This is a genomic window from Pseudoalteromonas sp. PSi26, assembly GCF_054960575.1.
This window is the reverse complement of sequence record NZ_JBHNYT010000002.1, coordinates 97,305-121,273: the sequence shown is the minus strand read 5'-3', so window position 1 is coordinate 121,273 and position 23,969 is coordinate 97,305. Positions and strand designations below refer to the sequence as shown.

Sequence of the window (23,969 nt, the reverse complement as noted above, 5' to 3'; positions counted from 1 at the left end):
TCTCGTAAAGTAGATGCTAAATTCCACTAATTTGCTTAGTGGCTATTAAAGAGGGCTGGTAAAAGCCAGCCCCGTAATTTCAAGTCGTTGTTTAACCTAAGCGGTAATTTGGTGCTTCTTTGGTAATTTGCACATCATGAACATGCGACTCACCCATACCTGCAGATGTAACACGTACAAACTGAGGCTTAGTGTTTAGCTCTTCAATTGTTGCACAACCCGTTAAGCCCATTGCGCTGCGAAGGCCACCTACCTGCTGGTGAATAATAGTCGCTATTGGCCCTTTATACGCTACGCGACCTTCAATACCTTCAGGGACTAACTTGTCAGCTTCGTTTGATTTTTGGAAGTAGCGATCTGATGAACCTTCTTTTTGATCCATCGCGCCTAAGCTGCCCATACCACGGTATGATTTGTAGTAACGGCCTTGATATAGTTCTACTTCGCCTGGTGCTTCTTCGGTACCTGCGAGCATTGAGCCCACCATTACACACGATGCACCCGCAACAAGTGCTTTCACAATGTCGCCTGAAAAACGAATACCACCATCGGCAATCACTGGAATATCGCGACCTTTTAAGCCATCAACTGCATCTGAAATAGCCGTGATTTGTGGAACACCACAACCGGTAACAATACGGGTTGTACAAATAGAACCAGGGCCGATCCCTACTTTTACTGCATCAACACCTGCATCAGCTAGCGCTATTGCTCCCTCGGCAGTTGCAACGTTACCCGCTACAATTTGAAGATCTGGATAAGCCTGACGAGTTGCAGATACACGGTCAATTACACCTTGAGAGTGACCATGAGAAGTATCGATAAGTAGAACATCAACACCCGCTTCAACTAGTGCAGCAATACGCTCATCAGTACCCGCACCAACACCTACCGCAGCACCTACACGTAAACGACCTAACTCGTCTTTACATGCATGTGGTTTATCTTGCGCTTTTTGGTAATCTTTTACGGTGATCATGCCTTTAAGTTTAAACGCATCATCAACAACTAAAATCTTCTCAATGCGGTGTTCGTGCATTAAACCTAAAATTTCTTCGCGAGCTGCGCCTTCCTTAACGGTAACTAGCTTTTCTTTTTTAGTCATAACAGTCGAAATTGGCTGTTCAAGTTTTGTCTCAAAACGCATATCGCGGCTTGTAACAATACCTAATAAGGTATTTTCTGGGTCGGTAACTGGAAAGCCTGAGAACCCTTTTTCTTCAGCAAGGTCCATAGCATCTGCAATTGTTAAATCAGCAGTCACTGTTACAGGGTAAGACACAATACCCGCTTCGTAGGTTTTAACTTTACGTACGTTTTTCGCTTGTTCTTCAATAGTCATGTTTTTATGAATAAAACCAAGACCACCTTCTTGCGCAAGGGCAATAGCTAAACGAGCTTCTGTAACAGTATCCATAGATGCTGAAATAAGCGGCAAGTTAAGTTTGATACCACGCGTTAAGCGAGTTGAAATATTTGCCGTGTGTGGCAAAACAGTAGAATGACCTGGTACTAAAAGTACGTCATCAAAGGTAAGAGCTTCTTTAGCAATTCTAAGCATTTTGGCAACTTCTCACATGTGGATCTAAGATAAGGAATTGCGGTCAAATTTTAACAGCGTTATAGGCATTCGTAAATAATATTTCGCAAATATTTATGATAAACTTCCCTTATAACTTGCCTCATAAATAGTTTTAGGTTGTTTTTATGTTTTCAAAGCCTTCGCAAACGGTTTATACCGTCTCGCGCCTTAATAGAGAGATCAGAACATTACTAGAGCAAGGCTTTGCTTCATTAGTGCTTACTGGTGAAATTTCTAATTTCATTGCGCCAGCTTCTGGGCATTGGTATTTTTCGTTAAAAGATGACAAAGCACAAATTAAAGCGGCTATGTGGCGAGGTAATAACCGAAGCCAAAGTTACCGCCCAGAAAACGGCGCACAAGTAACAGTAAAAGCACGCGTATCACTTTATGAGCCTCGCGGCGATTACCAGCTTATTGTTGAACATATGGAACCGGCAGGCGAAGGCCAACTCAAGCAAGAGTTTGATGCGCTAAAAATGCGCCTTGCTGCTGAAGGACTGTTTAGCTCTGCATACAAAAATCCACTGCCGCAAAATATAAACCGGATTGGTGTAATCACCTCTGCAACGGGCGCAGCTATAAAAGATATATTAACCGTACTTAAACGCCGCGCACCGCAATTAGAAGTCATTATTTACCCAGCCATGGTGCAAGGTAAAGAAGCCTACATACATTTAATTAACCAAATAGAGTTAGCCAATGCACGCAACGAAGTAGACATACTTATTTTAGGGCGCGGCGGTGGTTCACTTGAAGATCTGTGGTGCTTTAACCACGAACAACTCGCCCGCGCTATTCATAACAGTGATTTACCTATTATAAGTGCCGTAGGCCATGAAATAGACACCACAATCAGTGATTATGTTGCCGATATGCGGGCCCCTACCCCCTCTGCAGCGGCTGAGCTTGTAAGTCCTAACACGCAAGAGTTGCATAGCAAAGTAACCCAGCTTATTAACCGCTTAAATAATGCATTTAAACATAGCATTGCAGATAAGCGTGCGCTCGCAACCCAATTACAACATCGTTTAAATCTATGCCACCCGCGCAATCAGCTCAATCAAAAAGCGCAGCGATTAGATGAGTTAAGTATTGCCTTACAACAAGCTATGCAAAGCCGGTTGTACCAACAAGAGCGCACGCTTAATAATTTAACGCCACGTTTAATGCGTCAATCTCCAGACAAAAAGCTAGCACAAGCTTCTCATCAGCTGTCGCAATTACAAGCAAGATTAAACCAAGCTATACAACAACAATTACAACAAGCCAATAATAGCCTGGCATTACAAGCAAGTAAGCTAGATTCGGTAAGCCCGCTTAATGTTTTAGCACGCGGTTATAGCATCACTAAAACACAACAAGGGAAAGTGGTTAAATCTGTGGGTCAAATTAAAGCCGGTGATGTTTTAGTTACAGAGCTGGTCGATGGCTCTGTAAAGTCAACAGCGCTTTAAAGCTCTGTTGCCATTAGTAACGTAAGTTCGGTGTCGCTTGAAGTCGAGGTTGTTCTTTTAAATTGCAACCAAAGCTCTTGCTTCATTAATTTATCATTTAGCTCTCGCCATTGGGTATGATCGAATGAATCGTTATCCGTTGGCGCTGCAAGTTTAAATTTACAAACCGTTGACTTACATTCTGCGCTGACAATATCAGGCGTTGAGGCTAAATCTGCGGTAAGTAAAAAATCCTGCAAGGCGGTTTCAGTTTGATAAGCCCACTCTTCATCACGTTGTTGCTCATTAAACTGTGCCTGTAAAGCGGCTTCAACATCATTTGGGGCACGCAGCTGCTTCACCACACTTTCCATTAACGACTTTTGCTTAGCTAATTCCTGCTTAAGTTGCACAACTTGCTCTTCTAGAGGAAGCTCATCAATCTCTTGAGGTTCAAAAGCGGTGGAGGCGGAAGTTTCACTTTGCTCTAAGCTAACGGCTTGTTGAGTTACAGCTGGTACAGTATTGTTTGCTGTTACTTCGTGACTTGTTGGTTGTGGAGCATGAGTTTTCTGCAAAAGAGTATTACTTTGCTGCAACTTATCTGGCTCTAAATCATTTGAAGCCAAATTAAAATATCCCCAAGTTAAACCCACACCTGCAATAAACCCAATTCCAAGGATTAAAACGTTATTTTTGTTCATATTAATTCCTTTTAAAGTTTATTTTTCTTATATGTTAAAGCATAGCGCTGGTATGCGATTCGTTTTCAGGCTCTGGTGTAGCTAAAAAGTTTTGGTTCATACTTTGCGCAGGACACGGGCATTCAGGTCTGCCAATAATTTTAGCTGGTACGCCAACGGCCGTTGTATGAGGTGGCACAGCCGTTAATACCACCGACCCTGCACCAATACGTGCGCCCTCACCCACTTCAATGTTACCCAGCACTTTTGCGCCTGCACCAATTAACACACCCTCTCTGATTTTAGGGTGGCGATCGCCCTGCTCATTACCTGTACCACCTAGCGTAACCGATTGCAGTATTGATACGTTATCTTCAATGACTGCCGTTTCACCAATAACAATGCCCGTTGCGTGGTCAAACATTATACCTTTACCAACCTGACACGCAGGGTGAATATCTACGCCAAACACCTCAGAGGTACGGCTTTGAATAAAACGCGCCAGTTCTTTACGGTTTTGTTGCCATAGGCAATTAGCTAAACGGTGAGCTTGAATAGCATGAAACCCCTTTAAATTTAAAATAACAGTCAGGTAGGTTTCTGCGGCTGGATCTCTATCTTTTACGGCTTTAATATCTTCTGCGACAAAAGACAGCATACGATCGCATTTTACAAATGATTGATCGAATAATTCACGAATAGTAAATGCAGATACAACAGCATCGGCCAATTTGTTAGCAACAATAAAGCTTAATGCCGAACCCAAACACTCATGGTTCAAAATACATGAATACACATGACTTGCTAAAAGTGGTTCGCGAGTGACGACTTCATTTGCTTCACTTCGAAGCTGTTGCCAAATTTCATGACGCATAATACTGAACTGCCTTAAATTGATATAAAAAAGAGCCTTTTGCTAAGTCTAACGGATTTAAAGCTCAAGGTGTTAACGCCTTAGTTATTTGTTCTGGTTATTAGGTATAACAAAGCACATTTAACAACTAAGTATTTAAAATTTAGTCAACCACGGTTAAATCGGCTGCACATACTAAATTTTTACCCGCAGTTTTTGCTTTGTATAATAAGTCATCGACTTCTTTGACCATATTTTGTATTGTATAACTATTACAAGGAATAACACTTGCCAGCCCAACACTAACAGTAAGCGTTTTACTTGGTAAAGACAGCTCATTACAAATATTAAGCTGCTTTAGCTGTTCTACAATAGCATTAATAATTATTGTTGCTTGCTCAGAGTTTGTGTTGCCATAAACAAGTACAAACTCCTCCCCGCCAAAACGTGCGCAAATATCACTGGGTCTTTTTGTATATTGCTTAAGGACTGCCGCAACTTGTTTTAAACACTCATCACCTTGTTGATGACCATAAGTGTCGTTAAGTAGCTTAAAGTCATCTAAATCAATTAATGCCAATGAAAGAGGCATGTTTAAACGCTTGCACCTATTCCATTCTTGCTCTAAAAAGCTATCAAAATAACCACGATTAAATATATCAGTTAGCCCATCAATACTTGCCAGTTTCTGGACTTCTTCTTCAGCGAGCTTTCGCTCTGTAATATTTTGATGCGTAATTACATAATAAAAATCAGTACTGTACTTAAATGGTACTACGCGCATCATAAACCAGCGTTTTTCATCATCACTATGGCATGGGTATTCTAAATAAAACGCTTCTTGCTCTGCATTAATAACAGCATTAATTCCCTTCAATGCTCTTTCGCCTATTTCGTCACCATTGTCTGCTGCTTTTTTACAGGTAAATAAATAATTTTCTTTTTCCCAAGCACCGCATGAGCAGTCATTTTCTTCACCAAAGTTTTGCCATCCTTTATTTATAAAAACCATTTCTCCTTCTTTATTAATTACAACAACCTGCTCTGGCATAGTGTCCAAAACTAACTTTAAAAATAATTTATCATCTAGCACGCTTACCTTCAGACTTATAAGAATAATTGTCTGAAAGTATATGTACTTAGCGTTTTTTTGACAAAAATAAATGCGTACTTTTCTTTAAATTTATTATTTACTCAATCAAAGAATAAAAATGATACGACAGCAACACTCATTTTAAACCTGAACGAAAATTAAATAAAACACATTAAAATCAGTAATTAAACACACATGACATACACAGTGTCATATGCCAAACTGCTCACTGGCATACTCATGACGGCGTAAAAAATAATAATAAACGCTAAATTAGCATCATCAACTCAACAAGGATAACGATGATGAAAAACGACATATTAAATACTAAAAAACTCGGCTATAAATTTTATTTTCAAGATGGCGACAATCAAATAGCCTGTTTTGGAAGTTACTTTACTGGTAAAGAAGAGGTGTACCTAAACGATGATTTATTTAGTAAAAAGCGCAATGTAAATTGCACAAGCACCCACTCTTTTGATTTTGAGAGCTCACAGTACCAAGTAAAGTTTGACATGCTAAACATACTCACAGGGCGAATGGAGTGCACACTTTATAAAGATACAAAAGTCGTTGCCAAACAAATTCAATGCAGTCTTCCTGACGATCCTAAAAAGGCTTTCTTTTTTATTGCTGGTTGCGCATTAGGCGGTGCAGTGTTTGGCTATGCAACTGCAACCATTGTTGAACTATTTGTAGGGAAGCTTTAACGTGCAATTAAATCCTACAACTGTTAAATCACTCAGAGGCCAGTTAAATTGGACCCAGCAGCAACTTGCTGACGCCTGCGATGTTAGTTTACGAACAATTCAACGGGTAGAGAAAGAAGGTGCAGCATCAAAAGAAACAACAATGGCTTTATGTGCTGTATTGGAAGTACGCCAAGGTGAATTAATTAAACTTGAAGATAACACTAACTCTTGCGATGTTAGTCCAGTTTTAAACACGCGTAATATAACCTCAATTTTAGCACTATCGTCAGTAGTCAGCTTTATATTGGGGATGATCACTGTATTTTTTATAATGAGTTGAGGCAATAAAAAATGTCAAAACGTAAAGAAAAAGAACGACGAGGCCATATCACATTAATAGCTATAATCAGCGCAGTAATAATTTTAGGGTTAGGGATAAAGGTTGGCTCAATGCTATAAAAAAGCCCCAAACGTGGGGCTTTTCATTATCTACAAGTCGTTTTGTTTAAGGTTTATTTAAAAACACTATCAACTTTCACTACTTCAATATTGTTAGCCGGAATAGCTAATGCGTAATCGGCAATAACTTTATCCTCTGCAACAAGCGCTGCTGGTTTTTCTGTGTTGTAAACCATTGGCGATGTTTGCTCTAACACTAAACGTTTTTTCATGTCTTCACCGTCACCGGTAATAAACACGTACTGCACGTTATCGGTTTGTAGATTATCTTTAATCACACGATTCACATCAGCAAGCGTTAGCTTTTCAAGTTTACTTGTTACATATTTTACAAACGATTCTGTGTTATAAAATTCGCTATCAAGTGCATAACCTAACTGGCGGTTTTGACTTGCTACAAGCTGCGGCACGTAGTTAATTAAAAAGTTACGTGTTGCCTCAAAGTCTTTTTCGGTTAAGCCGTTTTTAATAAGCTTATCCAGCTCAAATAATGCGGTACGCGTTGCAAAGTGCGCGTCGTTGTTAGAGCGAAGTGGGCGCAACCATACTTGGAATATTTGCTCAGAACGCCCTAAATTTGCATCAGGCTTAGTTTGAAACATACCACGTGGGAAGTATTCAATATATGCGTAATCGCCGTAGTTCATACCGCGCGTTTGACGAATTCGCTCATATAAGTATGAGTTAGAACTACGATGCTCACCAAAGTACGAACGCACAAGCCAAAGTGCAGTCCAATCTTCACTGCTGCGAATTGTATCAATCGGGAAGCCAAACGATACTGCCGTCGATTGCGCTGATTTTTCTACAATCGTTGCATGATGGCCTTTAAGTACTGGTGCATCAGGAATACTTAAACGGCTTTTCTCACCTTTAGGTAAGGTTGCTAAATCGCTCATCATTTCAGCTTTAAGCGCGTTAGGCACAGCGCCAATTAAACCCAGTGTTAGTTTAGATTGAGTAAGCTCTGAATTGTAAAATGCTTTTACATCATCAAGCGTTAATCCTTCTAAATCAGAAATATCACCGTAGTTGTAGCTTTCATATGGGTGGCCTTTGTAAAGCGTGCTGTAGAGTACTTCTTTACCTAGCTCTTCATCGTTAGACGCTTTTAATCCCGACTTAATACCGTCGATCATTTCTTTTTTAAGGCGTTGAAAGTCATCGTCTCTAAAGCCTGGATTCAGTAATTGTTCGCTTACAAGTGCATACCAAGTTTCAGCGTTATCTTTATGAATACGCCCTTGGAACGACAGCATTTCTTTGTCAATCTGGTAACCAAAACTACCTGCAAGCGGATAAAGCGCTTTTTGAATTTCTTTGTAGCTGGTGCTTTGCGACCCACCTTGAGCAAGCATTGCGGCGGTAAGCGCAGCTACACCTTTTTTACCTTGAGGATCAGCAGCTGCCCCTGTATTAAATAAAAAGTTTACATCAATCAGCGGCGAGCTATTGGTTTTATCAAGCACTTTAAATACAGGTGCCTCTGGGGCTTGTTCAAGTTTTGCAACTACTGCACTTAAACTCGCCTCTTCTGCAAACCCCGGTGCTTTATCAAGTGCCGACATAGTCACGGTAGTACGCGTGTTATCTACAAAGTATTTATTGGCAACCGCTTTAATATCTTCTGCTGTGATGTTGTCGGCTGATTTATAAAGCTGGTTAATAACCTCAGGATCGCGTTCAAAATGCATGTAACTTGCAAGCGTTGATGCAATTGCTTGCGAAGAATCTAAACCATTAATAAAGCCATATTTAAGATTAGATTTTAAGTCACTTAATTTTTGTGCATCGACCAATTCTGTTCTGGCTTTTGCATAAGTGCGGTTAATTGCGTCACGCGCTTTTGCTAAATCATCAGCGTTTTCTACTTTTACAAATACATGCAGTAAGCCTGGATCTTTGGTTTCTGGATTATAAGTAAACATTTGACTCGCTATTTGTTTATCAACAACGAGCTCTTGATATAAATCTGAGTTACTTGAAAAATAAAGCTGCGAGATTAAATCAAGTGCTGCTCTGTCTTTTTTAGCGGGTTCCCACGCAGCACCTTTATACGATACCAATAGCCAATGCCCCGGCAAGGCTTTATTTTGTTCATGCAAATATTTAGGAGCTTGCTGTTTTGGCTCAGCTTTAATATCGGCAACGTAATTACCTTTTTCCCAACCACTCCAGTGCTTTTTAACCATTGCCATAGTCGCTTTTGGGTCAACATCACCCACAATAACTAGCGATACATATTCTGGCTTATAAAACTTATCAAAAAACTCTTTACCGTAAGCCATTTGGTCTGGCATGGCTTCTATGTCTTCAAAAAAGCCCATTGTGGTGTGTTTATAAGTGTGTTTTTCAAAAGCCTCTGCACGCACAGCACTTAACAACTTACGAATTGGGCTAGCGTTATTTTTTAAGTACTCACCTTTAACCGTGAGTGCTTCGGTTCTAAATTGCTCTTCGGTATAAGTTAAGTTTTGAAAAATATCAGCTTCAATTTCAAGTACCTTATCAAGGTGCTGCTTTGAAAAGTTTAAATGGTAGTTAGTGTAATCGTTTGTTGTGTATGCGCGGTTATCAACCCCTGCATTTTTAAATATGGCGGTGTATTCGTCTTGCGGAAATTTTTTAGAGCCTTTAAATACCATATGTTCAAAAAAATGAGCAAAACCAGTTTTGCCCGCTTCTACCTCATTACGCGAGCCAACAGAAACGGGTATTTGCAACGAAACAACATCAGGGTAATCCGTTTTTACAACCATTACACGTAAGCCATTCTCAAGCTCTTCAATTAAGTAATCTTGTGAAAAAACACGGTCGTCAGTTTTTTTTATTTGTTCTTGTTTTGCTGCTTGTGTTGTTTCATTTTTTTGCATTGCACAGCCAGTTAAAGCGAGTGATACCGCAAGGCTTGTTGCTAATAATTTAAATTTCATAATTGTCCTTTAGTAAATTGAGCAAAGTTGTTGTCAAAATATTTACAATTTCACTACTAATTATGCCCCAAAGCCAATGAATATAAGAGCCCTCAGTCGCTTTATTATGTAAACAACTGTGTCATGCACTTAATTTAAGGACTCCTTTGTATGAATAATCCTCACGTTGCTTGAAAAACTTTCACTTAAAAAATCTATCTAGACGTCTAAATGGCTGCTATATTAAATCTATCAACCATTGAGCTGGAATGAGGATTATGGCTTTATCACTTCAAGAGAAAATTGAGGACACTAATCAAGGTGTTTATCTTATTGGCACAACGCCACCCAAAATAGGCACTGATAAAGCGCAGTTAAAAACCATTGCAGAAAAACTATTAGGCCGCTTACACGAAATCGAATACGACGGTGTTGTAATTTACGATATTCAAGATGAGAGCAGCCGTACTAATCAGGCTCGTCCGTTTCCATTTAAACAAACGGTTGATCCGCGTGAGTACAGTAAGTTGCTAAAAGACTTATCACGCCTAGATGTAATTACCTACAAAAGCGTAGCGCAACGCGGTGAGGCTGAATTTAAAGAGTGGCTAGATGAAACTAAAAACGAGTTTGATTTAAAAAATGTCGTTTTAGTGGGTAGCCCATCGTCGGAAGGTGATATTAAACTAAGCCTACCTGACGCTTATAAAACATTAGCTGAGCAAAGTGATGACTTCTTTTTAGGAGGCGTAACCATTGCGGAGCGACATGCAAGCAAGCGCAATGAACACGAGCGCTTAATAGAAAAAACAACACAAGGTTGCCAATTTTTTATATCGCAAGCGGTTTATAATGCTCAAGCTACTATTGATTTAATAACAAGTTACGCGCGTACTTGCAAAGCACAAAGCGTTGCACCAAAACGTATTATACTAACATTTACGCCGTGTGGCGGAGAAAAAACCTTAGAGTTTATGCAGTGGTTGGGGATTTCTGTTCCTGAGGCGACCAAATGGCGCATGCTTGACGCCGACAACACCTTGAGTGAATCGGTGCGTATTTGCCGCGAAAATCTCGATTCAATTCTAAAAAGCTGTGCGCACTTAGACGTGCCACTGGGTTTAAACATTGAAAGCTTAACAAACCGTAAAGAAGAAATTGACGCATCAATTAACCTATACCGTTTATTAAAAGCAACTATGGAGCTCAACCTAGCTGAGAAACAAATAGCGTAAAGTTAAACTAATTTACACCCTTCTTGGCAAGCTAATGCTTGCCTTTTTTGTCTCACTAACTTATTTAGTAAACAACTCAAAAACAAAAATCTAAATACACACCCACTTTGCTATTACTTCAAACATACTTTCAACCTTAATGGGCTTTGAAATATAGCCATTCATACCGCAATCTTGCGCCTTTAATAAATCGGTTTCTCTTGTATTAGCAGTCATTGCAATAATGGGTAAATTTTTAAACTTTGCTTGTTTTTTTATTTCTATGGCTGCCGTATAACCATCCATTCTAGGCATTTGGCAGTCCATGAACACACCATCGTAAGTTTTATGCTTTAGCGCATCTAATGCCTCAAGGCCATCGTTAGCAATATCAACAATTAAGCCATTTTTACGCAGTATTTGTGTTGCTACTTGTTGATTGAGCGGGTTATCTTCAACCAATAAAATATGAATGCCTTGCAGTTTTTGTAGTGTGTTTTGTGTATTTAAGCTCTCTTGTGATTCTGGTTTTTTTAGTGTTTTTATATGCATAATTTGTAAAAGTACGTTATGCAAAGTACTTTTAATTATTGGTTTTATGAGTACTTTATAAGTGTTATTACCAAACCCTAGTAGGCTTTCGTTTAGCGCTTTATTTTCACAAGGCGCTATTACAATTAGCTTTTTTGCATTTAATTTAAGCTTATTGCGCAAAGACTGCGCAGCACTATCATGATTTAAATTTAAAGTTCGCCAATCTATAAATATAAAATCGTAATCATGTAGCATGCCTAGCCGGTCTAATACTTGGTTGATATTATTTACAGTGTCAAATTTTACTTCAAAACCTAAAAGCAGCGTTTGTAATGATGTTAACTGACTATCTGAACTCTCAATAACAAGTGCTCGCTTGGCTCTAATTTGTGATATTTCAAACTCATTTTGCTTAGTCGAATAATTGAGTGAAATAGTAAAACTAAAGCAGCTTCCCTTATTTAATTTGCTGTTTACTGTAATATCGCCCTGCATTAGTTCGACCAATGTTTTGCTTATTACCAAACCAAGCCCCGTTCCACCAAACTTTCGGGTTGTCGATACGTCAGCCTGAGTAAAAGGTTTAAATAGTGAGTCAACTTGTGCTTGGGTCATCCCAATGCCGTTATCTGAAATAGAGAAAGCAACACTGCAATAACTATCTACTTTCTGAACTAGTTTTACAGCTAATATAACCTTACCCCGTGTTGAAAATTTAAGTGCATTATTTAACAGATTTAATAGTACTTGGTTGAGTCTTAATGCATCACCAATAAAAAAGTCAGGCAGTAAGGGGTCAATATCAAACACCACTTCAATTTTTCTTTGTGATGCTAGCGTGCTAATAATATTTACAAGATTTTCTAGGAAGGTATTAAAATTGAATTCTTTTTGTTCTAGCTCTATTTTACCCGCTTCAACCTTTGAAAAGTCTAAAATATCATTAATTATTCCTAATAAAGACTCTGCCGAATAATGAATTTTTTCAACATAATCACGCTGTTTTTCCGAAAGCTCAGTATCTAAAGCCAAATAAGCCATGCCTATTATGGCGTTCATTGGGGTGCGAATCTCATGGCTCATGTTTGCTAAAAAGTCTGATTTAGCCTCATTCGCAGCTTCTGCATCTTGTTTAGCCAGTTCAAGGTCGTGAGTTCTATTAGCAACCTCTTGCTCCAAATTTTCAGCCGCACCTTTGAGTACCTTATTGGCTTCGTAAAGCTGTAACGATTTGGCTTCAAGTAGTTTTTCAGCTTCTTTTCGTGCCAAACGCTCTCGTTCTAATCTGCGCTGTAAAAGAGCTATATCCATATTTAACCTACCAGAGTTAAGTTAAATGTAGCAACTTGATGATCGTCACTGATATCGCTGCGTATGCTGATATTTTCCTTAAAATGCTCGGCTGCACCTTCTATTAACCCCTCAGCGAGCACTGCAAAGGGATTACTCGAATGGTAAACCATCTGCATTTGAGTATCACTTAATCGCTTGGTTTGAAAACTAGGTAACTCAACGTCGGTATACAATTTTTCAACTTCTACATGTACGTGCCTATCTATGGTATCTAAAAAATCAAACGTGGTAGTGAGGTTTTCAAAAAACTGTGGATAGTAAACCAAGAAGCGCGTTAACAGATATTTTCCGTACTCTTTAACCAGTACATCTACTGGAACATCGACGATGTTGCTCAACGAAGTCACTAATTTTAAAAGCTCTTGCTTGTTATAGTTACCAACGCTGGTGTAAATCCCATTGGAATCCAGTTCGTTTTGTACAATAATTTGATCGGCAACGGCAGGTGAAAATGTGCTTTCGACCATTTCTAAAAATTCAGTAAAAATAATACCTTTCATCGCTCTACCAACCTATTAGTCGTAGATTAAGTATAGATTTAAACTGTAATAATGCACATTTGTAAGAAGAAAAAACACTTACAAAGTATTGCTATTTAAAGGGGTGGTATTTATTTAGCCGCTTTATGTAAAAGAGACCATTAAAATAAGCGCAGCGGATGTGTATAAAATTGCTAAATACTATTTAAAACTCATTTTTTATCACTAAATGGGGCATTAACTGCCCCATGCTATTGGCTATTATTTACGGCGCCTGCTTGGAGCCCTTTTACCTGTAATACGCTTTTTGTCACGATCTTTACGCGCTTTATTGGTGTTTTTTCGGTTATCTTTAGGGGCTTTGTTTAAGTCAGGCTCATAACCTTCTAACCATTGTGGTGCTAAACGCGTATCAAGCAGTACTTCAATTTCTTCAAGTAACCATTGCTCGTCAATACTTACAAGCGACATTGCAAGGCCTTGCTCGCCTGCGCGCCCCGTACGGCCTATGCGGTGTACGTAGTCTTCAGCTATGTATGGCAATTCAAAGTTAATTACGTATTTAAGCGCCGGAATATCTAAACCACGGGCAGCTACATCAGTGGCAACTAATACGCGTGTAGTGCCTTCTTTAAAGTTTTGTAGTGCACGGTCTCGCGCACCTTGCGATTTATCGCCATGAATGGATTCTGTTTTTAAACCGTCTTTACACATTTCTTTGGCAAGCTTATCGGCCATTTGTTTGGTGCGCGTAAATATAAGTACTTGGCGCCAATTTTTCATGCCGATCATATGCGATACAAGTTCACGCTTACGCTCTTCATCAACTGCGTAAATAATTTGCTCTACTTCAACGGCGGCTGAGTTACGTTTATCAACTTCAATCAGCTCGGGATTTTTAAGTAGTTTTTTACTTAGCTCAAACACGCTGTCATCGAATGTGGCTGAGAACAATAAGGTTTGGCGATCGCCTGGAATGTGGCGCAAAATACGTTTTATTTCATCAATAAAGCCCATGTCGAGCATGCGGTCGGCTTCATCAAATACTAATGAATCAACACTAGAAAGCACCACACTGCCTTTAACGATATGATCGAGCAAACGACCTGGTGTGGCCACTATCACTTGCGCCGTTTTAAGTGCTTTAATTTGCGGGCCAATACTTGCACCGCCATACGCTAAAGCACCCTGAATATTGCTGCCTTGAGCGTATTTTTCAAAGCTTGCAAACACTTGCTGAGCAAGCTCACGCGTAGGCGTTAAAATGACCACTCGGGCAATGCCTGGCTCATCTTTTTTAGGTGTATTTAAAAGCTTATGTAGTAATGGCAATACAAAGGCAGCTGTTTTACCTGTGCCAGTTTGCGCGCTACCCATTACATCGTTGCCCGCGAGAATTGGCGGAATAGTTTTAATCTGAATTGCGGTTGGCGTAGTGTAATTATTTTGCTCAATCGCTGTTAATAATAACGGGTCGAGATTAAGTGATGAAAATGATGTAGCGGACATAGGCTTAGCTTTAAAATAACAAAGAGCGCCATTATACCTGAGCTTTAGCAATAAAAAAGGCGCTATCAATAGCGCCTCATTTAAATGCTGATTTTAAACTGGTTTTAAGGTCGCTTTTCGCTCATTATAAAATGCGATTAAGTCATCAACCGTTGCTTGGCAGTATTCACGAATACCCGACACCACCATGTGCTTTTCACCAAAACCAACTTTTTCGCCGTTTTCTAATAGGTTAAAGCGCAGGGTAATTTTGCCGCGTTTACCTGTATATTCAAAGCTCGGCTCAGCAAACTCAAGCGTTGGTGCTTGAATATTAATGTCATCAAGATTAATAATCATCGACTCGTAAATAACCATAGGGCGCGCTGGGTTAATCATCACCTCTTGCTTGCCCATTAACGGAATAATGACATGTGGGAATGCCGCACCAGAAAACTCAACATAGTTTTTTATTAGGCTATTTGTAAGTGTTGGGCATTTGCTGGTTTTGCCTTCGCGTTTTACCTTTAAAATTACCTTATCGCCGTTGGTTACATCAAACTCATCATCCCCTTGTGGAAAATTAAGTTTGGTATTTTCGTCAACCATGCCAGCAAAGGTAAACTCCATTCGCTCACTTATACCGTAGCGGTCTAACACTAAAGAAAAAAGTAAGTCTCCTGGCGCGCAAAACTTTTTGGCATCTTTATCATGAAGTGGATTGTAATCATCTGCAACGCACTTTGCGAAACGACACCCTTGCTCACGAGAGATAGAAACATAATCAGCGTGCTGCTGAAAGTAAGGACTTAACATAGTTTGTTCACTGCTTAAACTGCTTATAACTTACCCATACTACCAGAAAAAATTTAAAGAGAGGTCGAATCACTTACAAAATGATACAACTTACTTTTGTTTTTGTTTTGCTTGCTTTTGTTTTTATTGATAATTTGTTCTTAAGCCAACAATAACTAAGGGATTAATCATTATGCTGCGTATTTTTGCTGTAACCTGTGCGCTAACTGCACTAACTGGGTGTTCTGGCGTTACTTACCATACCAATATAAACAACGATGTTTTAGGTGATGAAATTGGTACTTATGTAAATAAAAGAGATCTGCATCAATTTTATAGTGACCAACAAGCCCATGAAAGCGGTGCTTCATTATTAGGCCGAATTGAAGGCGAGAGCTGTAATGGAGATGGCCGTGGTGAAAACAATAACGTTAGTTACAATCGCGCCAAATCAAGTGCCATAGATTCACTTAAAGCGGATGCAATGCGCAGAGGCGGTAATGCCTTTACTATTAATTCTTGTAGAGAAACTCCTCAATCTTATTGCGACATTTCGGTTACTTGTACGGGTCAAGCTTACGACTTGAAATAAATGCAGTAATACCAGAACTAATTAACACTGGCTCCCTAAAACAAAAAAACCGAGCTTACTTAATAAGCTCGGCTTTTTATAAAGTATGACTAAAGATTATGCGCTTGGGTATGTGCGGTACGCACGCTCAATATTTTTAGCCTGCTTTTTAGAAATACCTAAATGAGCAAGTGCTACACGTAAACGCGCACGTGATAGGTCAGAGCCTAAAATTTCCATTGCATCAAGTACCGACGTCGATGACGTTTTACCTGTGATTGCTACAAATATTGGCTCTAAAAAGTCTTTAATTTTTAGCTCGTGGAATGTGGCAACCTCTTTTGCAATGGCAAAAATAGCTGGCTTATCAAAACTACGTAAGCCTTCTAATTGCCATACAAAAAATTGTAGCGCTTGGCGTATTACATTTTCGTCGGCTTTGCCCGCCGTTAACAATGCTGGGTCGTAAGTTGGAATGCCACCTACAAAATGACCTGCTAAATCAACCATATCCGAAAGCGTATTAATACGCGTTTTAGCTTCTGGTAATACTTTAGCTAGCATTTCGCCGTTAAACTTCCAATCAACAAAGCGCTGTACAAGCTCTTCGTCAGTCAAGTTTTCGCGGATCCACGTACCGTTTAACCAGCTTAACTTATCTACGTCAAATACTGGGCCACCAAGCGATACACGCTTCATGTCAAAGTGTTCAATCATTTCATCAAGTGTGAACTTTTCACGCTCGTCTGGCATTGACCAGCCCATGCGGCCTAAGTAGTTAAGTACCGCTTCTGGTAGGTAACCCATTTCTTTGTAGTAATTGATACTTGTAGGGTTTTTACGCTTAGAAAGCTTTGACTTATCTGGGTTACGTAATAGTGGCAGGTGCCCAAGTACTGGCGCTTCCCAACCAAAATCTTCGTAAAGCTTTAATAGTTTAGGTGCTGAGTTAATCCACTCTTCACCTCGGAAAATATGGCTAATTTGCATGTGGTGATCGTCTACCACATTTGCTAAAAAATACGTTGGGAAGCCATCGGCTTTTAATAGCACTTGCATGTCTACGTTTTCCCACGGGATCTCAATCTCGTCGCGTAGGTAGTCGTTGAACTTGAAGGTGCCTTCACTTGGAATTTTCATACGTATAACGTAAGGCTTACCTGCAGCTAGGTTAGCTTTAATTTCGTCTTCTGTGTGGTTTAAACCACGACCGTCGTATTTAGGACGCAGACCTTCGGCCATTTGTTCTTCGCGCATTTGGTCAAGCTCTTCGCTTGTTGCAAAACAGTAAAATGCTTTGCCTTGCTCAACGAGTTGGTGTGCGTATTTTTTATATAAATCGCTACGTTCAGACTGACGATAAGGGCCAAATTCACCGCCTACATCAGGGCCATGATCCCACTCAAGACCTAACCAACGTAGGCTATCCATTATCGCTTGTTCCGACTCAGGTGTGCTTCGTACTTGGTCTGTATCTTCGATACGAAGAACAAATTCGCCGCCTTGCTGTTTAGCAAAACAGTAGTTAAATAATGCAATATAAGCGGTGCCAAGATGCGGGTCACCAGTAGGTGACGGGGCAACACGAGTACGGATTGTCATGATAATGTCTCTTTAAATAAGTGAGATAAAAATTAAATGAATCGTTTAAGCAGCTACTTTATTTAAGTACGCAATAATATCGTTAGATTCGTACAGCCATTGAGTTTGGCCATTTTGCTCTATACGTAAACAAGGCACTTTAATTTTGCCACCTTGTTCTAGTAGCTCTTGACGATATTGCTCATTGTTTTTTGCATCGCATGTTTCTATGTTCAAGCCTTCGCGCTTAATAGCACGGCGTACTTTCACACAAAACGGGCATGCTTTAAATTGGTAAAGTTTAAAATGAGAGGTTTGCAGATCAAGCTTGGCTTGCTCTTCGCTTGCACGCTTTTTACTACGAGGAGTAAATATAAAATTAAAGAATAAAATTATACAACCTAAAAACCAACGAACGAATTTCATGCTTAATACTCTGACTACAACAATTTAAGGAGCCAGATTTTAGCACAAATTTACAATCAAAAAAGCTCAATACTATTGAGAAATCCTGACTTCTTTACTGAGCGTAAGTTCGTGACATGATGTCACCTTATTCCGTCCTGTTTTTTTTGAGTGATATAACGCCATGTCGGCTTGGTTTACTATGCTTGAAACGGTATCAGCGCTCTGCAGCTCTAAAAAGCCAATACTGATTGTTAACTGCTGTATGTGCTCAAAATCATGACTGGCTACTCGCTGTCGTAAACGAGTTAGTGCATTAAGTGCATCTGTATTTGTTTGCGACTGAAACACTATTGCAAACTCTTCCCCTCCGTATCTAAAAGCATAATCTTCAATTCTAAAATTATTTTTTATGAGTTTAGCAACTTGTGCAATCACACCGTCGCCAACTACATGGCCAAATGTATCGTTAACATTTTTAAATAAATCAATGTCAACAATGGCTAAATACCAACAGCGTTTTGTATCTGCTTGCTCTCGGGGTAATAAAAAACCATTACCGGTGACTATTTCCATTACCTTTTTGTCAAAGGTTTGGCGATTTAAAAGCCCCGTTAAAGGATCAAGCCGCGACTTATGCAAAATCCATAATTGATTCGCATATACATTTAAAATGTACATCGCTAATGCACTTATTCTATCGGTTATTAACTGCTTGGTTTTAATAATTAAAACACCCAGAATGGTATCGCTATGATTAACCGGGATGTATGTTGTTACATCATCAGTCGTATGAACAACCCTTGTTTTACTGGGCGTTGCTTTATTAAGGATTAATTGGGCTTGACTGGGCTCTAAGTATGTTAAGTTGCTGTGTGTGTTTATCAGTATTGGTGGGGCTTGCAAGGTAACGTGCTTGTTTATGTAAATCGCAAAATTATCGACGCTTAGTAAGTCACCTAGCACGTCTATTAAAGCCGAATCTAAATGGCTTTCGTCTTCCTGACAAGTGAGTTCGACTACCCACTCGTGGCCACATGAATTGGCTTGCATTGCCACACCCAATTTGAATAATTTTTAACCATTGTAGACGTAATCTATAACTTTACTAAATAATTAGACAGTTAATTAAAATACATGCTTTTTAGCTAAGCATTAAAGTAGTACCAAATCATCCCTATGCAATACTTCTGCCCCAGCGTCATAACTAAGTAACTGTGCAATATTTTTTGAATGTGCGCCTTTAATTTTATTAACCTCCGAGCGACTAAAGCGGGTTAAACCACGCGCAATTACTTGGTTATTTGTATCAATCAAATCTATTAAATCACCACGCTCAAAATCCCCAAAGGCACAAGTGACTCCTTTGGCCAATAAACTTGCCCCATTATTTTGCAGCGCACGAATAGCGCCTGCGTCTATTGCTATTTGCCCATTGCTTTTAGGCCCGGCTAATAACCATTTTTTGCGACCATCTTTAGGCGCTGTTAACTTTAAAAAGCGAGTACCCGGTAATTGCTCGCTCATGCATTTTAAAATAACGTTGCTGCCAGCGCCTTTGGCAATAATAACTTCAACGCCTGCACGCCTTGCTATATCAGCCGCTTGCAGCTTTGTTGCCATACCGCCAGTGCCTAAGTTAGTACCACTGCCACCAGCAAGTTGACGCAGTTCATCGTTTATATGGGTTACTTCGTCAATAAGCTTTGCATCGGCATTGGTGCGCGGATCGCTGGTAAACAAGCCGTCTTGATCGGTAAGTAATAGCAATTTGTCTGCATTAGCTAATATAGCCACCAAGGCCGATAGGTTATCGTTATCACCCACTTTTATTTCGCTCGTCGCCACCGCATCGTTTTCATTTATAATAGGCACCACATCATAGCTAAGTAAGGCCGTTAATGTATCGCGTGCGTTTAAGTAGCGCTCCCTGTCATCAACATCAGCGCGTGTTAGCAGCATTTGCCCTACGTTTACACCATACAAGGCAAACAAACTTTGCCATATATGAATAAGTTGACCCTGCCCAATGGCGGCTAACATTTGTTTATCCACTAAGCTCGTACCACAAGGTTTTAATAGCTGCTCACGGCCTGCAGCTACGGCGCCGCTCGATACCATAACAACCTGATGCCCCTGCTTTTTAAGCTCGCAGCATTGGCGAACTAACTCAACCATATGGGCTTTATCTAGTTTATCGGTGCCACCAGTTAGTACGCTTGTACCTAACTTTACAACTATTATCTGTTCCCTTTGCATTGTTTTTAGCTATTAAAATTTTATTATGATTTAACTTATACCAGCTCGGTATTTTTGAACAAGTTAAAAATTTTCATGCTAGGATCGCGCTATATTTTATAGTTTAAATAAGTCTTATGCCTGCTAGTTTATGTTTAATTATTGCCACTTTTTTATGGGGCAGTTCGTTTATAGCGCTTAAATACGCCATTGCCATTTACGATCCAGCATTGGTGATATTTTTACGTATGCTTACTACGCTCGTTATTTCATTGTGTTTATGGCGTTATGTTATTCGTTTTGAATACCTAAAAGGTGATTGGAAATATTTAGTAGGCATGTCGCTTGCTGAGCCTTGTTTATACTTTTTGTTTGAAGGCCATGCAATGGAGTATACGTCTGCATCTCAGGCGGGTGTTATTGTGTCTTGCTTACCAATTATAGTGGCGTTTTTAGCTTTTTTTATGCTTAAAGAATACATAAGTAAAGCCATTGTGGTGGGCTTTACCCTATGTATTGGCGGCAGTATTTTACTTACGCTGCTCTCACCAAGTTCAGAACAAGCGCCTAATCCTATTTTGGGTAACTTTCTAGAGTTAATGGCTATGGTGTGCGCTGCATTTTATACTGTTAGTATTAAGCACTTAGCAAACCGGTATTCACCACTGACTTTAATTGCATTACAAGGCATTAGCGGGAGTTTGTTTTTTGCCCCCTTTTTATTTTTTATTGACCTACCCAGCGAAAATCAACACGACCTAACGGCACTTATGAGTATTTTATATTTAGGCTCTTGCGTTACTTTAGGCGGCTACGGTATGTACAACTATGCAATTAGCAAGGTATCGGTGCTTACTGCGGCGGCGTATTCAAATTTAATTCCTATTTTTACACTTATCTTATCGGCCATTATTTTGGGAGAAGTACTTACACTTTGGCAGTGGCTTAGTATTTTTGTGGTATTTATTGGCGTTATGGTTAGTCAGCGCCATCAAGAGCTTGTTGTTGATATACCACTTAGTGAATCTGGTGAAGATATTTCTGCCGATACCAATAACCTCAAATCGGTGCCCGACGCTAATGCATCAAAGGGATAACAGGTAAGTAAATAAAGCCCCGGTGTGCGTAAAAAGTCATGCTGCGATTGATGAATTATATCAACCGCCGTGACTTTATACTGTTGTAACTCCCCGCTTTGTAACTGCATAGTAAACTGATCCCCCATTTTGACGTGCTGTAAAAACGCAAAGTGGGTGTCGTTATGACCTGCTATTAACGCTCCCTTCTGGCGATTGCCCAATTCCCCCGCGGACAAAAAATGGCTTGGTGCAAATGCTAAATTTCGACCACTCGCACCACCGAGCACACTTAACGTTTTATTATGCGATGGAAAATAAAGCTGCGCGGTTACAAAACTGTCAGCATAAAACCACGGTTTTACTTTTTTACCCGGCTCTGCAAGCGCTTGCTGCCACGCATGCTCAATAAGCACTTGTGCAAGCCATGCCTTTGCTTGCATATACAAACCGTGGCCAAACAAGCTGAGCCCTATAATTAATAGCCCTGCACTTAACCACTTTTTCATGTTTTAGTTCGTCTTTTTGATTTAAGTACACCAAACACCATAAGTAATATACAACCTAGCATTATATGCAGCCTACTTTGCCCATCGGTTTGCGGCAAACGCATTTCCATCCCTTGCGGTACTTGGTTAGCGGCTTGCGCTGTTTGATCTGCAACGTCTTTAATTCGAGTGTGTTCAATGGCAATAAACGCAGTAAATGGACTTAAAAGCTGATGCGTTAAAGCTAATTTTTGCACCTCGTCTTTAACACTACTTTGCTCGTTATATAAAAGTAACGATTTAATTTTTTGACGCGCCCACAGTTTTGCTATGCCTTTGGCTTGAGAGCTATTTTGTGTGCTTAATTTAATACTTAAAGGCCCTTGTGCTGTTTGCCCTGTCAGTATCACACTTTTAGCATCATTAAGTTTTATAGCAACCATAACTGGCTCACCAAAATATAAATCAGGCAGTGGTGACGGCCAAAAATCTAAGCTGTTACCGTTTTCATCGCTTAAAGCGAGGTCTGTAATGGCTGGGTGGGCGAGCTTATCAAATAACTGCTGCATTTTAGGCTGTACTTCTTGTGTGCTGCCGATAAAAGTAAATGTGCCTTTGCCTATATCGGCTGCACGGCGCATAAAAAAGCTATTAGGAGCACTACCAATTCCTACCGTAAATAAACGGCTATCACCTAATTTAGCCTGAATATTTTTAAATAAAGTAGCTTCGTTACTTACACTGCCGTCTGTTAAAAACACTACTTGGCGTACAAAACCATCAAACGTACTGCCATCAAGTACCGCGTCAAGCGCGCCTTGTATTTCGGTGCCACCATCGGCTTCAAGGCTGTAAATAAAACGCTCTGCTCGGCGTAAGTTAAAATCACTGGCGATAAGAGGCCTATCACTCATGGCGGTGACATTATTATCAAAACCAATAATGTTAAAACTGTCGTCGCTTTCAAGTAACGACAGCGCATAAAATAATGCCTTTTTGGCCTGCTCAATAGACTGCCCATGCATTGAGCCCGATGTATCTACTACAAATACCATTTCTCGGGGTAAGCGCTGAGTTTGCGTAAAATGATCTCCAGGCGGCATTAACATAGCAAGGCCATAGCGGTCTGCGTTTTCAAACTGCTGGGTAAAAAAGGCAGCTTGCGCGTTTTCTTTTTGAAGCGGCTTAAACGCTAAAACAAAGTCACGATTAGCCCCATTTGTATCGTTCAGTGCTATTTTATATTGCCCAAACGCAGGATTATTAACATTAATACGGTGATGTTTAGAGGTTATATCAACAAGCTCTAACCCCACATCTATATCTATGTTTAAAGTAAACTCACTGATAGGTGCATCATTATTTTTTTGAACGTTATAAACCGGGCTTAGCCAACCACTGGGCGCTACGTTTTGATCCATAAGGCTTGAACTAGGCTGCTCTAATGTGCCATTTATTGCATGGTAGCGCGGCGTAATTGTGGTAGGGAAACGAATGGTAAAAGTGCCACTGCGGTAATTAATAATTTCTTGATACTCAAGTTCAATAGCCACCTGTTCACCAGGACCAATATTTGCCACATTAGTGACGAACATATTTGCCCGTTGTTGACGCACCAGTGCAGCCTGCTTTCCTGCCTTTTGAGCTTGTGCGTATTTTTTTTCGGCCTCTATTTTTTTATCAATGTGCCCTTTAATAACACGCTCACCAATGCGCATTGTCATGGCGTGCACTGCACTTTCGTCGGGTAGTGGAAACACATAACGCGCATTCACCGCAAATGGGTTTTCGTTTTGATAAGTTTGCTTAACTACAACATGGTTAATTAACCCTGTTACTGTCATATGAGCGTCACTTTTTAATATTATGGCAGGGCTAACGGGCTTACCTAAGGTATCGGTTAGTTCAAGCTTTGGCGATTGCGCATAGCTGCTATTACTTGCTAATAGCGCTATTGCCGTGAATATAAAAATGCTTGCCTTAACAAGCATTTTGGTTGGGTTACTCAACATAAAATCACTCCATCGAATGCTAAAA

General features: G+C 39.9%; 21 protein-coding genes. 6 read left to right on the top strand and 15 right to left on the bottom strand.

The genetic code is table 11. The features are described 5' to 3' along the window. Positions 1–91 precede the first annotated feature (91 nt). Positions 92–1,561: an IMP dehydrogenase gene (gene guaB / locus ACFI34_RS02595; RefSeq protein WP_462672295.1), complete on the bottom strand. Its 1,470-nt coding sequence runs from the start codon at positions 1,559–1,561 to the stop codon at positions 92–94. Positions 1,562–1,707: 146 nt separating this feature from the next. On the opposite strand from guaB, the gene xseA reads away from it, so the two are divergent. Beyond that, positions 1,708–3,039, top strand: coding sequence for an exodeoxyribonuclease VII large subunit (xseA, locus tag ACFI34_RS02590; RefSeq protein WP_462672294.1), 1,332 nt, complete (start codon positions 1,708–1,710; stop codon positions 3,037–3,039). On the opposite strand, the gene ACFI34_RS02585 is transcribed toward xseA, so the two are convergent. The 3 genes from ACFI34_RS02585 to ACFI34_RS02575 form a co-directional block, all read right to left on the bottom strand. After that, positions 3,036–3,722, bottom strand: coding sequence for a hypothetical protein (locus ACFI34_RS02585; RefSeq protein ID WP_462672293.1), 687 nt, complete (start codon positions 3,720–3,722; stop codon positions 3,036–3,038). The two genes, xseA and ACFI34_RS02585, sit on opposite strands and share 4 nt — an antisense overlap. A gap of 34 nt (positions 3,723–3,756) precedes the next feature. Then, positions 3,757–4,575: a serine O-acetyltransferase gene (gene cysE / locus ACFI34_RS02580; protein ID WP_462672292.1), complete on the bottom strand. Its 819-nt coding sequence runs from the start codon at positions 4,573–4,575 to the stop codon at positions 3,757–3,759. A gap of 142 nt (positions 4,576–4,717) precedes the next feature. After that, positions 4,718–5,647: a GGDEF domain-containing protein gene (locus ACFI34_RS02575; protein ID WP_462672291.1), complete on the bottom strand. Its 930-nt coding sequence runs from the start codon at positions 5,645–5,647 to the stop codon at positions 4,718–4,720. Positions 5,648–5,949: 302 nt separating this feature from the next. On the opposite strand from ACFI34_RS02575, the gene ACFI34_RS02570 reads away from it, so the two are divergent. Further along, the gene (locus tag ACFI34_RS02570) at positions 5,950–6,357 is read left to right on the top strand and encodes a hypothetical protein (RefSeq protein ID WP_462672290.1); all 408 of its coding nucleotides are present in this window, start codon (positions 5,950–5,952) and stop codon (positions 6,355–6,357) included. A gap of 1 nt (position 6,358) precedes the next feature. Then, positions 6,359–6,679 carry a helix-turn-helix transcriptional regulator gene (locus ACFI34_RS02565; protein ID WP_462672289.1) on the top strand — a complete coding sequence of 107 codons (321 nt, stop codon included), beginning with the start codon at positions 6,359–6,361 and terminating at the stop codon, positions 6,677–6,679. A gap of 172 nt (positions 6,680–6,851) precedes the next feature. Here the strand turns inward: ACFI34_RS02565 and ACFI34_RS02560 are convergent, their stop codons facing one another. Further along, positions 6,852–9,731 carry a M16 family metallopeptidase gene (locus ACFI34_RS02560; protein WP_462672288.1) on the bottom strand — a complete coding sequence of 960 codons (2,880 nt, stop codon included), beginning with the start codon at positions 9,729–9,731 and terminating at the stop codon, positions 6,852–6,854. Between the two features lie 257 nt (positions 9,732–9,988). Here ACFI34_RS02560 and ACFI34_RS02555 point away from each other — a divergent pair, with 257 nt between their 5' ends. Then, a complete protein-coding gene (locus ACFI34_RS02555) occupies positions 9,989–10,945 on the top strand; it encodes a methylenetetrahydrofolate reductase (RefSeq protein WP_462672287.1) in 957 nt (318 codons plus the stop codon). A gap of 90 nt (positions 10,946–11,035) precedes the next feature. On the opposite strand, the gene ACFI34_RS02550 is transcribed toward ACFI34_RS02555, so the two are convergent. The 4 genes from ACFI34_RS02550 to ACFI34_RS02535 all read right to left on the bottom strand — a co-directional run bounded on the left by ACFI34_RS02550 (position 11,036) and on the right by ACFI34_RS02535 (position 15,594). After that, positions 11,036–12,769, bottom strand: a complete 1,734-nt coding sequence (locus ACFI34_RS02550) for a response regulator (RefSeq protein ID WP_462672286.1) — start codon at positions 12,767–12,769, stop codon at positions 11,036–11,038. 2 nt (positions 12,770–12,771) lie between these two features. Continuing rightward, positions 12,772–13,311, bottom strand: coding sequence for a heme NO-binding domain-containing protein (locus ACFI34_RS02545; protein ID WP_010555805.1), 540 nt, complete (start codon positions 13,309–13,311; stop codon positions 12,772–12,774). A gap of 240 nt (positions 13,312–13,551) precedes the next feature. Further along, positions 13,552–14,799: a DEAD/DEAH box helicase gene (locus tag ACFI34_RS02540; RefSeq protein ID WP_462672285.1), complete on the bottom strand. Its 1,248-nt coding sequence runs from the start codon at positions 14,797–14,799 to the stop codon at positions 13,552–13,554. 93 nt (positions 14,800–14,892) lie between these two features. Then, positions 14,893–15,594 (bottom strand): DUF3581 domain-containing protein, encoded by a 702-nt coding sequence (locus ACFI34_RS02535; RefSeq protein ID WP_462672284.1) that lies wholly within the window; start codon positions 15,592–15,594, stop codon positions 14,893–14,895. 172 nt (positions 15,595–15,766) lie between these two features. Between ACFI34_RS02535 and ACFI34_RS02530 the strand changes: the two genes are divergently transcribed. Further along, positions 15,767–16,165, top strand: a complete 399-nt coding sequence (locus tag ACFI34_RS02530; RefSeq protein WP_462672283.1) for a hypothetical protein — start codon at positions 15,767–15,769, stop codon at positions 16,163–16,165. A 96-nt stretch (positions 16,166–16,261) separates the two neighbouring features. On the opposite strand, the gene gltX is transcribed toward ACFI34_RS02530, so the two are convergent. From gltX to proB, 4 genes are all read right to left on the bottom strand, one after another. Then, positions 16,262–17,746 (bottom strand): glutamate--tRNA ligase, encoded by a 1,485-nt coding sequence (gene gltX / locus ACFI34_RS02525; RefSeq protein ID WP_008130406.1) that lies wholly within the window; start codon positions 17,744–17,746, stop codon positions 16,262–16,264. A 45-nt stretch (positions 17,747–17,791) separates the two neighbouring features. Further along, the gene (locus tag ACFI34_RS02520; protein ID WP_462672282.1) at positions 17,792–18,151 is read right to left on the bottom strand and encodes a glutaredoxin family protein; all 360 of its coding nucleotides are present in this window, start codon (positions 18,149–18,151) and stop codon (positions 17,792–17,794) included. Between the two features lie 72 nt (positions 18,152–18,223). Next, positions 18,224–19,183: a GGDEF domain-containing protein gene (locus ACFI34_RS02515; protein WP_462672281.1), complete on the bottom strand. Its 960-nt coding sequence runs from the start codon at positions 19,181–19,183 to the stop codon at positions 18,224–18,226. Between the two features lie 102 nt (positions 19,184–19,285). Continuing rightward, positions 19,286–20,389, bottom strand: coding sequence for a glutamate 5-kinase (gene proB / locus ACFI34_RS02510; protein WP_462672280.1), 1,104 nt, complete (start codon positions 20,387–20,389; stop codon positions 19,286–19,288). 116 nt (positions 20,390–20,505) lie between these two features. Between proB and ACFI34_RS02505 the strand changes: the two genes are divergently transcribed. Further along, a complete protein-coding gene (locus ACFI34_RS02505; protein ID WP_462672279.1) occupies positions 20,506–21,465 on the top strand; it encodes a DMT family transporter in 960 nt (319 codons plus the stop codon). On the opposite strand, the gene ACFI34_RS02500 is transcribed toward ACFI34_RS02505, so the two are convergent. Beyond that, positions 21,360–21,953: a class GN sortase gene (locus ACFI34_RS02500; protein WP_462672278.1), complete on the bottom strand. Its 594-nt coding sequence runs from the start codon at positions 21,951–21,953 to the stop codon at positions 21,360–21,362. The genes ACFI34_RS02505 and ACFI34_RS02500 overlap by 106 nt on opposite strands. After that, a complete protein-coding gene (locus tag ACFI34_RS02495) occupies positions 21,950–23,944 on the bottom strand; it encodes a marine proteobacterial sortase target protein (protein WP_462672277.1) in 1,995 nt (664 codons plus the stop codon). Before ACFI34_RS02495 ends, ACFI34_RS02500 begins: the two co-directional genes overlap by 4 nt. Between the last annotated feature and the right edge of the window lie 25 nt (positions 23,945–23,969).